The 14,717-nt window shown below is 54.9% G+C and carries 13 protein-coding genes; 10 read left to right on the top strand and 3 right to left on the bottom strand.

Annotated features, from left to right (window positions below):
* The first annotated feature begins 110 nt into the window (after nt 1-110).
* From DTL42_RS17565 to fliG, 5 genes are all read left to right on the top strand, one after another.
* Nucleotides 111-1,016 (top strand): alpha/beta fold hydrolase, encoded by a 906-nt coding sequence (locus DTL42_RS17565; protein WP_114370355.1) that lies wholly within the window; start codon nt 111-113, stop codon nt 1,014-1,016.
* Nucleotides 1,013-1,870 carry a triphosphoribosyl-dephospho-CoA synthase gene (locus DTL42_RS17560; protein WP_114370353.1) on the top strand — a complete coding sequence of 286 codons (858 nt, stop codon included), beginning with the start codon at nt 1,013-1,015 and terminating at the stop codon, nt 1,868-1,870. Before DTL42_RS17565 ends, DTL42_RS17560 begins: the two co-directional genes overlap by 4 nt.
* Before the next feature lie 24 nt (nt 1,871-1,894).
* On the top strand, nt 1,895-2,380 hold the full coding sequence (locus tag DTL42_RS17555) for a 6-pyruvoyl trahydropterin synthase family protein (protein WP_114370350.1): 486 nt from the start codon (nt 1,895-1,897) through the stop codon (nt 2,378-2,380).
* A gap of 301 nt (nt 2,381-2,681) precedes the next feature.
* Nucleotides 2,682-3,161, top strand: a complete 480-nt coding sequence (locus tag DTL42_RS17550) for a chemotaxis protein CheX (protein WP_114370348.1) — start codon at nt 2,682-2,684, stop codon at nt 3,159-3,161.
* A gap of 166 nt (nt 3,162-3,327) precedes the next feature.
* Complete coding sequence (gene fliG / locus DTL42_RS17545) at nt 3,328-4,356, top strand: flagellar motor switch protein FliG (protein ID WP_114370346.1); 1,029 nt, start codon at nt 3,328-3,330, stop codon at nt 4,354-4,356.
* Between the two features lie 372 nt (nt 4,357-4,728).
* Here fliG and DTL42_RS17540 read toward each other — a convergent pair whose 3' ends face one another.
* Nucleotides 4,729-5,748, bottom strand: coding sequence for a ParA family protein (locus DTL42_RS17540; RefSeq protein ID WP_114370344.1), 1,020 nt, complete (start codon nt 5,746-5,748; stop codon nt 4,729-4,731).
* 1,712 nt (nt 5,749-7,460) lie between these two features.
* On the opposite strand from DTL42_RS17540, the gene DTL42_RS17525 reads away from it, so the two are divergent.
* From DTL42_RS17525 to tsaE, 5 genes are all read left to right on the top strand, one after another.
* A complete protein-coding gene (locus DTL42_RS17525) occupies nt 7,461-8,234 on the top strand; it encodes a 3-ketoacyl-ACP reductase (protein WP_114370337.1) in 774 nt (257 codons plus the stop codon).
* A 147-nt stretch (nt 8,235-8,381) separates the two neighbouring features.
* Nucleotides 8,382-9,089 carry a hypothetical protein gene (locus tag DTL42_RS17520; protein WP_114370335.1) on the top strand — a complete coding sequence of 236 codons (708 nt, stop codon included), beginning with the start codon at nt 8,382-8,384 and terminating at the stop codon, nt 9,087-9,089.
* 317 nt (nt 9,090-9,406) lie between these two features.
* Nucleotides 9,407-10,777, top strand: a complete 1,371-nt coding sequence (locus DTL42_RS17515) for a trypsin-like peptidase domain-containing protein (RefSeq protein WP_234824251.1) — start codon at nt 9,407-9,409, stop codon at nt 10,775-10,777.
* 372 nt (nt 10,778-11,149) lie between these two features.
* Nucleotides 11,150-12,067 (top strand): thiamine-phosphate kinase, encoded by a 918-nt coding sequence (gene thiL / locus DTL42_RS17510; RefSeq protein ID WP_114370332.1) that lies wholly within the window; start codon nt 11,150-11,152, stop codon nt 12,065-12,067.
* Between the two features lie 20 nt (nt 12,068-12,087).
* A complete protein-coding gene (gene tsaE, locus DTL42_RS17505) occupies nt 12,088-12,561 on the top strand; it encodes a tRNA (adenosine(37)-N6)-threonylcarbamoyltransferase complex ATPase subunit type 1 TsaE (protein ID WP_114370495.1) in 474 nt (157 codons plus the stop codon).
* Between the two features lie 217 nt (nt 12,562-12,778).
* Here tsaE and hslU read toward each other — a convergent pair whose 3' ends face one another.
* Both hslU and hslV read right to left on the bottom strand, forming a co-directional pair.
* Entirely contained in the window at nt 12,779-14,122 is a 1,344-nt protein-coding gene (gene hslU / locus DTL42_RS17500) for an ATP-dependent protease ATPase subunit HslU (protein WP_114370330.1), read from the bottom strand.
* Nucleotides 14,122-14,661, bottom strand: a complete 540-nt coding sequence (gene hslV, locus DTL42_RS17495) for an ATP-dependent protease subunit HslV (RefSeq protein ID WP_114370328.1) — start codon at nt 14,659-14,661, stop codon at nt 14,122-14,124. The genes hslU and hslV overlap by 1 nt, the downstream gene beginning before the upstream one ends.
* Between the last annotated feature and the right edge of the window lie 56 nt (nt 14,662-14,717).

Here is a 14,717-nt window from a genome sequence, read left to right as displayed (position 1 = left end):
AACAGACAACCGAAGTTCCTCCCAAGAAGAAGGAGAATAAGGCGTCTAGTGAAACAGGTTCAAACCGGTAAACTAAGGGTTTCGATCCTTTTGCGAGACCCAGCCATACCATGACACCGTCGGCCAACTGGCGCAAGCTATACCCTTTTCCGTCGCATTACCTAACCTTGCCTGAGGCACGGTATCACTACGTTGACGAGGGGAGCGGGCAACCGCTATTGATGGTACATGGCAACCCGACGTGGTCTTTCTATTGGCGGAACATTATCACCGAGTTTCGCGACAACTACCGCACCATCGCCGTCGATCACATTGGCTGCGGGCTGAGCGACAAGCCGCAGGACTACGAGTACCGCTTGGCTCGCCACATCGAAAACCTGGTGACATTGATCGACACGCTTGACCTGCACGATATCACGTTGCTGGCTCATGACTGGGGCGGGGCGATTGGCTTGGGGGCGGCGCTCGCCCGGCCAGACCGTTTCAAACGCCTGGTTTTGTTCAACACGGCCGCGTTTCCTCCCCCTTTCTGTCCGCTACGAATTCGGGTCTGTCGCATTCCGCTGCTCGGCCCTTGGATCGTACGCCAGTTCAATGCGTTCGCTCGGCCCGCGTTGAGCATGGCAACCGAGAAGCCCGAACGATTTACCCCGGAAGTTTGTGCTGGCTTGATCGCTCCGTACGACAACTATCACAATCGCATTGCCACCGCTCGATTTGTGCAAGATATCCCTCTTTCTCGTAGTCACCCTACGTATGCGGTGCTCGAAGAAATCGAGAAGCAACTCCCCACCCTTGCACATCTGCCCATTCAATTGATCTGGGGAAGCAAAGACTGGTGCTTCCGCTTGGAGTGCTTGGAACGCTTTCAGCAGATTTGGCCCGACGCTCAAACAACCCTCTTCGACGACGCCGGCCACTATGTCGTGGAAGACGCAATCGAAAAGATCCAACCGATCCTTCGTGACTTCCTGCAAACCGAATCGACATCCCACCAAGTCGGAACGCCGCAATGAGCAGGGCAGGGGAGTTATCGCTCGGTCAATGGGCAACGTTGGCTTGTACCTTGGAAGTCTGCGCGCCCAAGCCAGGCAATGTCCATCGCGGAGCCGATTTCGAGGACGTCACGCTGCAAGATTTCTTAGCCAGCGCCATCGCAATCGGCCCAGTCTTCGATCAAGCAGAAAGCTTATCGCTGGGCAAGTTGATTTTGCGGAGTGTCCAAGCCACTTCTCACGTCTGCCGCACCAATACTAACCTAGGCATGCTCTTGCTGTTCGCCCCTTTGGCCATGGCTTCGCCGGAAGAAGATCTGCAGATTGCCGCCCGCTTGGTTGTCGAACGCTCGACCGCCAAAGATGCTCAGGACATTTACGAAGCGATTCGCCTGGCCAACCCCGGCGGCATGCAACCAACCGACGAGCACGATATTGCCGGGCAGGCCCCCCCCCACATTTTGGAAGCAATGCATCTAGCCGCTGATCGCGACTTCATTGCCAGGCAGTATGTGTCCGGCTTTGCAGACTTGTTCGATACCGTGGTGCCGCTGCTTACCGATCCGGCCCGAGCTTCGCGAAGCCTCAGTCAACGCATCGTGCATGCCCATGTGGCCCTCATGGCGGCCTTCCCGGATACGCTGATCGCGCGGAAAAACGGTCCAGAGCTGGCCCTGCAAAGCAGCATGATCGCCCAGCGAGTGCTGGACGCCGGCCCGCCGTTTAGCGAAGACTATCTCGAACAACTATCAAATCTCGATTTCTGGTTACGCTGCCACGAACACAAGCGTAACCCCGGCACAACCGCCGACATGATTGCCGCCGGGTTGCTGGTCTGCCTACAGCAGAAATTGATTGCCCCCCCATTTGCCTAAGCGAAAGGCCGACGAGAACCGACCATGAGAAAACGCCATTGGGTTCGCTTGACCAAGGACCACCTCGTCTTCAGCGCTGGGCACTTTATCACCTTCGGCGGTAATATCTGCGAGCGAATCCACGGGCACAACTATCGGGTCGAAGTCGAACTGCACGGCCCCTTGGACGAAAACCATTACGTGGTCGATTTTATTGCCTTGCGGGACTCGCTCCAGGCGATTGTCAACGGCCTGGATCACCGCATGCTGCTTCCTACACGGCATCCGAGCATCAAACTGGTGATGGACGAGAAGGAAGTCACCGCCTCGTACGAAGACCGCCGCTGGGTTTTCCCGCGAACAGAATGCGTACTGCTGGATATTCCCAACACGACAACCGAGTTGCTCGCCGAATGGATCGGCGAACGCCTCTTAGTAGCCCTCGCAGAAAAACTTCAGTGGAAACCCGAAGCAATGAAGGTTGGTGTTGACGAAAATCATGGTCAGTGGGGTTATTGCGAATTTTCATAACTTCGCTTTCTCCGGCCAAACGGTTTTCGCCCGAAATCTGCCTGATTAACCCCGTTCATCCCTACAGCTGCCAGGCAGGCCGCATTGCGTAATCTCCGCAATTACCACAGCGTTCCTCTATTTATCTTTCAATACTGCTTAACTAACAAAGCAGTGATAAATTTCGTTTGCCCTGCACTTGCCACGTCCTATTTTTAGGTGACTTCTCAAGTCACGGTAAGCATTTCGGCTAGGGCCGAAGAAGCCAATCCCGAAGTCGTGCGTAGCATCCACGTGGTAAACCCCTTATCCGGTGTTCAACATGCAGGTCGAATACATCAACCCGTTCATCCGTTCCACGACCAACACCTTTGATACCATGTTGGGATGTCCGATTAAGCGTGACAAACTGTGCATGGCCGATCAGGTTAATGAACGTTACGAAGTCAGCGGCGTGATCGGGCTTTCCGGTCGTGCTCAAGGCTCGGTCGTGGTCTTACTATCCCATGAAGTCGCCATCCAGGCTGCCGCAGCCATGCTCATGATGGAACCCACCGAGTTCGACGGCTTGACCGACGACGTGATCGATGCCGTGGGTGAAATCGCCAACATGGTTGCCGGTTCGGCCAAAGCCGAGCTGGAAGAATATCATCTGTCGATCAGCCTTCCTAACGTTGTCGTGGGTCATCCTCCAGACATTCGTTTCCCCTCGGAAGTGAAACCCATTGCGGTTACGTTCACCTGTCCCTGGGGGCCAATGGCCTTGAAAGTTGGCTTTACGCCGCTGCCAGTGCTGGCATAGCAGAACGTTGAATCTCTGCTTTGGTGGCTATCTGAAAACTTCACCAGGCAGCCAACCAGCTAGCAGCGGTAACGTTGTTCGATTTTCGCTAATCGTTAAAGTCGATCTGGTCGATCAATAACGATACACGGTCGAATTTTTCACGACGTCGTCGCCTAGCTCAATCATGGCCAATAAACGCGATCCAAGCCAACATTTCTCGAATCCCACTTTGCGCCGGGCGGCAATCATCTTGATGTCGCTGCCCGAGGATGAAGCGGCCCAATTGATGGGCAAGCTGACTCCGAAGCAGGTGGAAGCGGTTTGTATCGAGATTGCCCAGCTCGACAATCTCAGTGGTCCAGAACAAGAAGCGGCCATTCTCGCGTTCGCCGAACAGAACCCCAACCAGCTTGGTGGCGGTGGTGGCGGCATCAGCTTGGCCAAGTCGCTCGTGACCAAGGCCCTCGGCAAAAACGCCGGAGAAACGCTCGACAACGTTCGCCAGTCGGTCGAATCGGTTCCCTTCGGCTTTCTGCGGAAGGTCGACAGCCAGAACCTGCTGACGTTTATCGTGGACGAACACCCACAAACCATCGCTTTGATTCTGTCTCACTTGCCTGCCTCGTACGGGGCCGAGCTAATCGCCGGGCTGCCTGCCGAGCGGCAACTGTCCGTCATCCGCCGCATCGCCAACATGGGACAAACCAACCCGGAAGTGATCCGCGAAGTCGAACGTGGCCTCGAATCGCGAATGGCCAGCGTGATGAGCCAGTCGTTTGAAAATGCTGGGGGCGTCCCCAGCGTGGCAGAAATCTTAAACGTGACCGACCGCACCACCGGCAAGGCGCTGCTCGAAAACCTGGCCCAGGAAGACCCCGACCTGGTCGAAGAAATCCGCCGCTTGATGTTCGTTTTCGACGACATCCAAAAGCTGGCCGACAAAGACGTTCAAGCGGTGCTCAAAAACGTCGAGACCTCGCAATGGGCAATGGCACTCAAGGGTGCCAGCCAAGACCTCCGCGACAAGATCGTCGGCAACATGTCGAAACGGGCTGGCGAAATGCTACTGGAAGAAATGGACTTCCTCGGCTCGGTCAAGCTGTCGGAAGTGGAAGCAGTCCAACAACAAATCGTCGACATCGTCCGCCGCCTAGAAGACGCCGGCGAAATCCAGCTATCCGCTGCCGACGAAGAAGAGATGATGATCCAGTAATGGGGGGGAGGGCTACGAACGTCAAGTCCATACGATCGCCACACAACAGTGAACGGCGCAGCGCATACCGACCGAACTAATTGAGATAAGAGCTATACGCGCAAATCAAAAAGGATTAATAGACGCTTATTTTCCTTTTTTTGAATTAATCAAGTCATACGCACTGCTATCTCAATATCTCATTCAGCTTGCAAGGGAGGATTTGAACTTCACAAATCATCAAGACGTCAATTAGTTTCAATTGTCAAAATCAAAGGAGTTCAGCAACTCATACGCCTGTACACTACTGGCCGTTAAATAATAATGGGTTGCTATAAATTGCTTACCCACAGACCAGAAAATACTATTTGAAACAAGTCCACTCAGATTATATCAAAGCCTTCTAACGACATTGTTTATAGCATCCCGGCAATGCTCTAAATATTGTGCCGACACCTGAGTCAGTCTTCCACCTATATTGTGCGTGCCTGTCCTAAGTTTTGAAAATGGCTTACCTTCTGCAAACGCAACAACCCCTGTTGTTTGAAAGTCTCGAACATCGACGAATCCCTCAGATTTGGTCGAAAACGTAAAGACTTCAGAATTAGACAATAGAATTTCTTCCACAAACCCTTCAATTTCGCCCATAACTGAGCCATATGCTGAAGCTGGCCCCATGTACTGCGTGAGGCGATTCTTTGGCAGTAAGTGAACCTTCGGCAATTCCCTTCCTGCGTCCGTTAATTTCTTCGTAAATGAATAATCAGAATAGATCATTGATGGAAGTTTAATCCCGTGAATTAAGGCAAAAGCATTTTGTATTGCACGTCGCGATGAATCATCTGCCATTACAGGTAAGACTAACATTTCAGCAGCAGAAAGCGCAATCTGCGTATACATTGAAAAACTAGGATTCGTATCTATAAACACGGTATCAAAGTCATCTTCAACCAGATGAACAAAATCACGAATCCAGTCAGCGACAGCTAACCACGGCTTTTGTCCCGGAATTTGAGCGTTTGCCAAAGTTGCTATTGCGTTCGACTGCAATTCAAGCAATGGATCGCCGGCAAGCAATTGAATGTTATCCGTTATTGAATTATTGTATTCAGATGGCCGTGATAGAAATTCTTTAGGATTAATATTTGGAACAGTATAAGGAGCGGGCAATCTTGCTTCAAAATATCCTCCAACCGTCCTTCGCGGAGATTCTGATTGGAGTTGAGTTAAATGCTCACTTCCCCCGCCCATTAGCCCACCAAGAAACAATTCAGAAAGATTTGCCTGTGGACATAGATCGAGAACTAGCACTTCTTCTTCTGAGTGCTGTTCTGCATATATAGCAGCAGCTTGAAATGCCAAGCTAGTCTTGCCAGTACCGCCCTTGTTATTCCAAAACGCGTATTTCTTCATCTGACATTTCTTTCGAATAGGTCACGAAACTCATCCGCGTAAGTATGTTAACACTACCCTGCATATAGTGTAAGTGCCTTTTTAAGCTTACCCAGCGATTTTGCCCCCTGACTAATAATCCAAGCGGCAAAACTTTTCTGGCCAGACACTATCTTATCAACAACCCAGGCAGGATGCCGAACACCGGCGCATCTTCGTGAGAGTTCGCCCCAGCATACGGGGAGAAAGCAAAAAGCAAGCACCGACCAATTCGGTATCGGCTATGTGTCCCACAGCTTACTGACCAGCAAGGTTCGTAGCGTCCCACTTGAAGGGCGCCCGCACGAGGACTCAAAGCCTATTGGCGAAAAAGAAGAACCTCAGCAGGAACCCCTTAAATACCCTGTCATGGTCCGCCCGATCTACCTGTGGGTTTCCCAAAGCATTCAAGAGATTGACCCGAACTTGAAAGCTGAGTTTGTACGATTTGTTCTCAGTCGCCAAGGTCAAGCGGCAACGCTCTCCGCCGGATTCTTTCCGTTGCCTTCCCACACAGGGCAGTAGGCCGCTAGTCTTCCCGTGCAACAGGCGTGGCCAAGCAACTGTATTTTCGCCCCAGGCTTGCGGTTCGAGCAATTCTCTCAACAGCTTCCCACCTGGCTTTCGCAAACCGGGCCCGGATCGACCGATTTGCCATGGGTTAGCTTCCAAAAATTTTTTCTAAATCGGTCGTGACACAGGTCCGTCATTTTCGTATTTACTTCCCCGTCGTTGGTGAAAACCACATGCGGCACAGCACAGGAAACGGACATCGGAAGTCCTTTGTAGTAAGGTAGTTTGCGGGAACTGCCTGCCCCCCCCTCCTGGGTTGAAGCTCATGCTTGTCAAGACAATATGGCTACTGGGTCGGCCATCTTGACAAGTGCTTCACAGAGGGCTTCCGGTTAGGCCTCTGGAGCTTGGGTCATTTGCTCCAGAGGTCACCTCCACCGACGGGGCGAGCGCTTCCGCTAGGAATCGCTCGCCCCGTTTTTTTCTGCCTGCCTCTTACCGCTCTCGCGCCATGTTGACAGCATTTCCCCCTCCGCCTAGCTTGAAGCCGGTAATCGCTTTCCCAGATTGGTTGCCGATGCCTTCGTAAATGTTGCTTGGCGCTAGAAAGCCCCAACGGGGCGACCGTTAATAGCCAGGGGTGCAAGCCCCTGGAATAGGGCCAAACAAAGAACAAGCCCTGAAAGGGCGGTCGTCGCTTTGAACCGATGCCTTCGGTCGCCCTTCCAGGGCTCTGATTTGTTTTTCCACGCTTTTCCAGGGGCTTCCGCCCCCTGGCTATTAACGGTCGCCCCTTCGGGGCTGCGAAGAAGCAGACGAAGAGCAGGGGACAACCAATCGCACACGAGCAACCCTTTCCAGGTCCTTCCTGGTAAGTCAAGCTGTGCCTGACGGAATCAGTCCAAGAACATGGGCAACCCTTCCCTGGTTGGTGTCAAAACAGCCTGACCTACGAAGCGGGGCGAAATTGGGTGCCATGCCGTCGTCTTCGTCGGCATGTTTTCTCTGCTTCGCATGCTCACGAAGACGAGAGCATGGCCCCCATTTTGGGTTTGGCATTTGCTTTGGCCGCCACTGCTGAGGCAACTAGAGGCTTCGTTGGGACAAAGCGATTACGCAGCGATTGGGTGCGTTGAGGACGCATCGCCACTGATTTGCCGAACCGAGCGAGAGACGCTTTTATGTCGAAACGTGTTGCCATTGTGACTGGTAGTTCCCGAGGGATTGGCCGCGCGATTGCCGAGAAGCTCGCCGCTGACGGGTTCTGCGTGACGGTCAACTACCATTCGAGCCCAGCAGCAGCGAACGAGGTGGTCGCCCAGATCGAAGGGGCAGGGGGGGAAGCGATTGCGGTGCAAGCAAACGTCGGTTCCCCGGAAGGCCGCGCCGCGCTGATGGATGCCACGCTGCAGAAATGGAAACGGCTCGACGTGTTGGTCAACAATGCTGGCATCACGTCGCCTGGCCGGCTCGATCTGTTAGAAGCCACGCCAGAAAACTGGGACCTGGTTCTCGATACCAACTTGAAAGGCCCATTCTTTCTGTCGCAAGCCGCCGCGAACGCGATGCTAGCTCAAATCGGTGAAGGGCACATTCCTGCTGGCAAAATCATCAACCTGTCGTCGTTGTCGGCTTACGCTAGCTCCCCCAATCGGGCTGACTACTGCGTCGCCAAGGCTGGCCTGGCGATGATGACGCAACTTTTCGCCGACCGCCTTGGCAACGAAAAGATCCAAGTCTTTGAAGTCTGCCCTGGCGTCATTGCCACCGACATGACCGGGCCGGTGAAAGAAAAATACGATCAACAGATCGCCGCCGGGCTAACCCCGATTCGTCGCTGGGGCCAACCCGAAGACGTCGCCCAGGCAGTGTCCGCGATCTGTGCAGAGTACTTTCCTTTCAGCACCGGCGAACGCTTCAACGTCGACGGCGGCTTTCACCTCCGTCGGCTTTAAGTCGCCGCATGCTATCACTCGGCGAACTGGCAGACTTTGCCGGTTACGCAAAAGATTCCGCTGGCAATCACCGATAGATGAATGTGTGCTTCTTCGTGTTTAGAAGTGACCTTCAAAATCGACGTATGCCAGGGAGTGGCCTCCGCGATGCGGTTGGACAGCAAATTCGTCCGTGTTTTCATCCTAGCGCTGCTGCTTCCAAGCGGTTGCGTTTCGATGCGTTACGACGACGCCAACTGCCCGCCTCATGCCCATCCACACCCTGCGGCTGTGCCGCAAGTGGCTGAGACCATCAGCCCTGAGCCATTCCCCGATCTAGAGCCTACGCCCGCGAAAACACCGGAACCGGTTGTTATCCCAGAGGTTCCTGAAGTCGCCATTGCTGAGGAACTGCCAGCACCGCAGCTAGAAGAACCTTGCGAATCGCCTGCGATGGTAGCGGCCATCGTCGAGACGGAAGATTGTGAACCCAAAAAAACGTTGCTCCCCAATCTGCGTGGCCGGCTGCATGGCTTGTTCCATTGGCCTCGCCACGAGCCCGCCATGCCACCCCAGATTCCGCCACGACCGAAGTTCTTTCCGGTTCCTTCCCGTCCGGTGTTTGCTCAACCGGTGATTTACCAGCAAGAGATGCCGGGACAACTTCCCAGCCACTCTGGTAACCCCATCCCGGTGCCACCCCCAGCCGATATCGAACCAGGCCCATCTGATCGGGAAGCTGGCATGCCGGCCCCGCTTCCCCAAAGCCTTCGTATCGCTCGCCCGCTTTCCGAAGATACGGCGCGGCCGCTCAATGCTACGGAAGAGATCGCCCCCTCGGCTGACTATCAGATATCGCTCGAGTACGGCCCCTAGTCTCAGGCATCTGCCCATCTTCTGGCTACCATTCTCTCAGCCAACCGACAAGCATCTGCTGATTCGTTCGCCCGTGTGCTGTCATGGTCAAGTTACCCCGATCCGCATAGTTAGCGCAGAAATGACCTACCAAATGAGAAGCTAGGTAGACTATGCGGCCCAACTCGGGAGGGATGAAGGGACCATGCCAAGACTTCCGATGACACCTTTCGGCCCGCTAATCCATCTCTCTGCCAATCGCAAACGTTGATTGGAGCCGCGGTGCTATCGAAATCAAGTATCGACGACGCTCCGGGTTGCCGAAAGACGAGAGATCTATGCGTTCACCCTCCTTGAGTATCCTCGCCATTCGTCTTTGCTGGCTATTGCTTGTAATGACGATGTGCTACGGTTCTGTCACCCCAGACAGTACCGCCTCGGCTTCCGATCTCCGCATGACACCGATTGTCAAAGCGGTGCAATCGGTGAAGGATTCCATCGTCAATATCCACGGGCACAAGACGGTTTCGACCATCAGTGCCGTGGGTGGCGGTGATACGCCTCGCCAGGTCAACGGCATGGGAACCGGCGTAGTTATCGACCACCGGGGCTATATTGTCACCAATCATCACGTGGTTGACGGTGTCCGCCGCATCCAAGTGACGTTCTCGAATGGCGAAACGATGATCGCTCGCCTGATTGCTCACGACCTGACCACCGACCTGGCGGTTATCAAAGTCGACTCCAGCAAGGACCTTCCCTGCATCAACATTGGTCGCTCATCCGACCTGATGCCAGGCGAAACCGTCATCGCCGTCGGCAATGCCTATGGTTACGAGAACTCGGTCACGCGGGGCATCATCAGTGCGTTGCACCGCAGCGTGCAAGTCACCGAGAACCAAAAGTACGACGACCTGATCCAGACCGATGCCAGCATCAATCCTGGCAACTCTGGCGGACCGCTGCTGAACATCGACGGCCAAATGATTGGCATCAACGTTGCCGTCCGTGTCGGAGCCCAAGGAATTGGTTTCACAATTCCCGTGGACACCGTCATGGAAATCTCGGCTCGGATGATGTCGACCGAGCGAATGAGCGATCAGTTCCACGGCATTCGTGGCAAGACGGTCTACGAAGGGGAAACGCCGGTCTTCAAGATCACTGGGATCGAAAAGGATAGCCCTGCCGATGCTTCTGGTCTGCGAATTGGCGACACCCTGACCAAGATCGGCACACAGAAGATCGCCCGTCAACTCGACGTCGAACTGGCCCTTCTCAGCCGTACCCTGGGGGAAGAAATCTCGCTGGAAGTCGACCGTTCCGACGACCTGGGCAAAAAGCTGGCCTTGGTCACTAAAAGCCTCAGCGGAGCGACCAACGTTTCCGACCTGGCTTGGCGAACGATGGGTGTCCGTGTGAAATCGATGCCGGAACAAGAGTTCGCTCAACTTTCCAGCCGCTACCGTGGTGGCCTACAAGTGGTGGCCGTGCGTGCTGGCAGCCCAGCCGAAACGGAAGGGATTCAGATTGGTGACATCCTGGTCGGCATGCACGACTGGGAAACGATCTCGTACGAAAACCTCGACTACATCTTGAAGAACAAATCGGTCACCCAACGAGGTGCGATCCGCTTCTACATCTTGCGAGAACGGGACACCCTCTACGGCGACATCAGCCTGGCCGCCACCCAGCAGATCACCCAACGATAAACCTTGTTTGCTGTTCGCAGCAGTTTCACGCGAGAGCCGCCCTACTCCTAGGGGCGGCTTTTCGTTTTTCGAAGGTGGGCGAAATAATGTTATCATTGCAATCACGCTTTGCTCCCAAGCTTCGTAGGGTGCGTCCTACTTGATGGGTGCCATGCTCTCGTCTTCGTGAGCATGGGAAGCAGAAAAGACCATACTGCCAAAGACGACGGCATAGTCCCACAATCGGTCGGTTCATCAGGCGGTTGCATTGCCACGCGATGACAATTGGTAAGCGTGTAAGCAAACTCTGGTGCGTCGAGACGCACCCTACAAACAAAATAATACAACGGGCAGCGTAGCAAGCCTTTCCCCTGCAAGAGACAGTTCAACCCCATGGAACAGGCGTTCCTTCAATTTCTGGCGACGCAAAAGCAAACGCTTTCAGCCGAAGGTGTTGGCATTGGCGACGACGCGGCGGTGCTGGCTTGGCCTGCCGATTCGAAGCTGGTCGTTTGCACCGATTTGATTTCAGACGAGACCGACTTTCACCTGGCCGACGTCACGCCGCAGCAGATCGGGCGAAAGGCCCTAGCGATCAATCTCAGCGACATTGCGGCGATGGCCTGTCAGCCAGTCGGCGCTTTGCTAACCCTGCTTCTGCCGCAAGGCGAGGGCTCGCTGCAACTGGCTCAAGGAATCTACCAAGGGGCGGCGGAACTGGGCGCGCAGTTCGCTTGCCCGATCATTGGCGGCGACACCAACAGTTGGCCAGGCAAGGTTGCCGTCAGCGTGACCGTGCTGGGGCAAAGCCTCGCCGGCAAACCGCTCTTGCGTAGTGGTGCCCAGCCAGGGGACGCGATCTTTGTGACCGGTCAGCTTGGTGGCAGCATCTGGCGGCATCATCTCGATTTCACACCCCGCGTTCACGAAGCCCTGCAACTCACACAAGCTTGCAGCTTAACCGCAGGCATGGATATCAGTGACGGCATCTCGATCGACCTGCCCAGGCTTTGCCAGCAAAGTGACGTCGGGGCGGAGATCGACGTTCGCCTGCTTCCCTTATCTGCCGACGCGCAGAAAATGAGCGAGAAAACCGGCAAACCGGCCTGGTGGCATGGCCTGAACGACGGGGAAGACTTCGAGTTGTTGTTTACCGTCCCTCAGCGCGAGGCCGACCAACTGGTGGCCCAATGGACGAACGCCACGCCAATCACGAGAATTGGAACGATTCGTCATGAGCGCGAGCTAACGATGCTCGGCGAAGATGGCACCCGGCAGCCGTTGTTGCCGGAAGGATTTTCTCACCACTAAACGCGATGTTTCACGAAGCGATGAGCACCATTACCTGGGAAGCCACCAGCGAAGAACAGACCCACAAGCTCGGTAAAGTTCTGGCCGAGATCATCCCGCCCGGCACCGTCGTGGCTTTAAATGGCACACTCGGGGCCGGCAAGACGAGGCTGGTCAAAGCCATGGCAGCCGCCCTGGGTATCCCTGCTGAAGACGTCATCAGTCCGACGTTTGTCATCATGCAGCGCTATTTCGGCGGGAAGACGCTCTATCATTTCGATGTCTACCGCATCCAAGATGACGACGAGTTTTTAGAACTCGGTCCCGAAGAATATTTCGACTCGGACGGAATCACGCTGCTGGAATGGGCCGACCGCGTGGCCAATTGCCTCCCCCGTGATCACCTCCGCATCGATATCGAAGTCCTCGGCGAAACCACCCGCCAGTTCAAAATCTCGTCCGCCGGAACCGACCTGGAAACGATCCCCCAGCAAATCCAAGACGCCGTCCGATAACCGCCTGTCAGGAGATGAGGGGAACCCCTAAGTGTTCAGTGGGGAGTTGCTGTTGGTTGGCCCTTACGAGTGGCTCCCCCTCACCCTAGCCCTCTCCCCGTAGGGGCGAGGGGACAGGACGTGGTAAGCAGCGTGTTCAGACTTCTATCTGCAACTCTTCACTGAAAACTGAACACTGAAAACTTCACACTCGCAGCCACGGAAAACTTCAAACTAGCTACAAAATAAACCGGCTCAGATCTTCGTCCTTGCTGACGTCATCTAGCCGCTGTTTCACGTAGCTCGCGTTGACTTCGACGGTGGCGTATTTCATTTCGGGGGCTTCGAAGCTTAGTTCTTCGAGCAGCCGCTCTAAAATGGTATACAACCGTCGGGCCCCGATGTTTTGCGTGGTTTGGTTGACCTGAAACGCGTACGAGGCAATCTCTTCCAAGGCGTCGTCGGTGAAGTTGACCAGCACTTCTTCGGTCTTCATCAGCTCGACATATTGCCGCGTGAGCGACGATTTCGGCTCGGTCAGAATGCGCACGAAGTCTTCCTTGGTCAGGTCGGTCAGTTCGACCCGAATCGGAAAACGTCCCTGCAATTCTGGCATGAGGTCGCTGGGACTGACTTTATGAAACGCCCCTGCGGCGATGAACATGATATGGTCGGTGTTGACGTAACCGTACTTGGTTTGGACGGTCGTTCCTTCGACGATCGGCAGCAAGTCGCGTTGCACCCCTTGGCGAGAAACGTCGGTCCCACCTTTCCCTTCGCTGGCGACGATCTTGTCGATTTCGTCCAGGAAGATCATGCCCAAGTTCTCGGCCAGCTTGATCGCGGCATCGTGAATGCGTTCTTTGTCGAGCAGCGCTTCGATTTCCTGCTCGATCAGCACCTTCCGGGCATCCGCCACGGTCATTTCGCGACGGGTTGAATTCTTTGGCATGATCTTTTCGAGCATGCCTTGCAGGTCCATGTCCATCTGCTCGAGACCCATGCCACCGAGCATCACCGGCGACGATTTTTGCTCGACGGTTAGCTCGACGGTGCGGTCTTCCAGTTGGCCTGCCTCTAGCATCTCTTTCATGCGTTGCCGCGAGCGTTCGTGCTTCTCTTGCTCTTCCGGTTCGGTGGCCGTATGTGGTGGGCGAGGAGAGATCAGTTGATCTAGCAGCCGCCGCTGAGCCCGCGACTTCGCTTCATCCTGCACCTTTTCCTTTTCGGTCTCGCGGACAATCCCGATTGCATTGTCGACCAGTTCGCGAATCATGCTTTCGACATCGCGGCCGTAATAGCCGACCTCGGTAAACTTGGTCGCTTCAATTTTTATGAACGGCGCGCCGGTTAACTTGGCCAAACGGCGGGCAATCTCAGTTTTCCCCACCCCGGTTGGGCCGATCATCAAAATGTTCTTGGGCGAGACCTCTTGCTGTAGCTCTGCCGGCAGATGCTTACGCCGCCAACGATTGCGGACCGCGATCGCGACCGCCCGTTTGGCATCGTTTTGCCCGACAATGTCGGCATCCAGCATTTTCACAATTTCACGCGGGGTGAGTTCCTGGTTCGCTTTCGGCATTAGTCCTTCTCCACGCGATGAATCTTGATGTTGTCGTTGGTGTAAATATCGATGTCGGCAGCAATCTTCAAGCTTTCGCGGACAATCTCTTCCGCCGAAAGCGAGCTATGCTTCACCAGTGCTTTGGCGGCCGAGGTAGCATAGTTGCCGCCTGAACCAATACCGAGGATGCCATCGGTCGGCTGAATGACGTCGCCGGTGCCCGAAAGCAGCAACGTCTGCTGGGCATCGACCACGACCATCAATGCCTCTAAACGCCGCATCGAGCGATCGGTGCGCCACTGTTTGGCCAATTCGGTCGCCGCCTTGGGGACGTTGCCGGGGAAGTCTTTGAGCATCGATTCAAAGCGTTCTAACAAGGCAAACGCGTCCGCCGTCGAACCGGCAAAGCCACACCAGACTTTGCCCCCTAGTAAAGGACGAATCTTCGAGGCGTCCGATTTCATCACGCTGGTGTTCATGGTAACTTGACCATCGCCGCCAATGGCGACCTCGCCGTTGTGGCGAACGGCCAGAATGGTGGTCGAACGAATTCTCATGCGGGAAGCCTCTCGCGCGGGTGATTCACAATTAACAAGTTCGAGTTGATGTTCCG

It is taken from the genome of Bremerella cremea (assembly GCF_003335505.1).
Classification (GTDB): domain Bacteria; phylum Planctomycetota; class Planctomycetia; order Pirellulales; family Pirellulaceae; genus Bremerella; species Bremerella cremea_A.
This window is presented reverse-complemented; position numbering and strand designations above follow the sequence as displayed.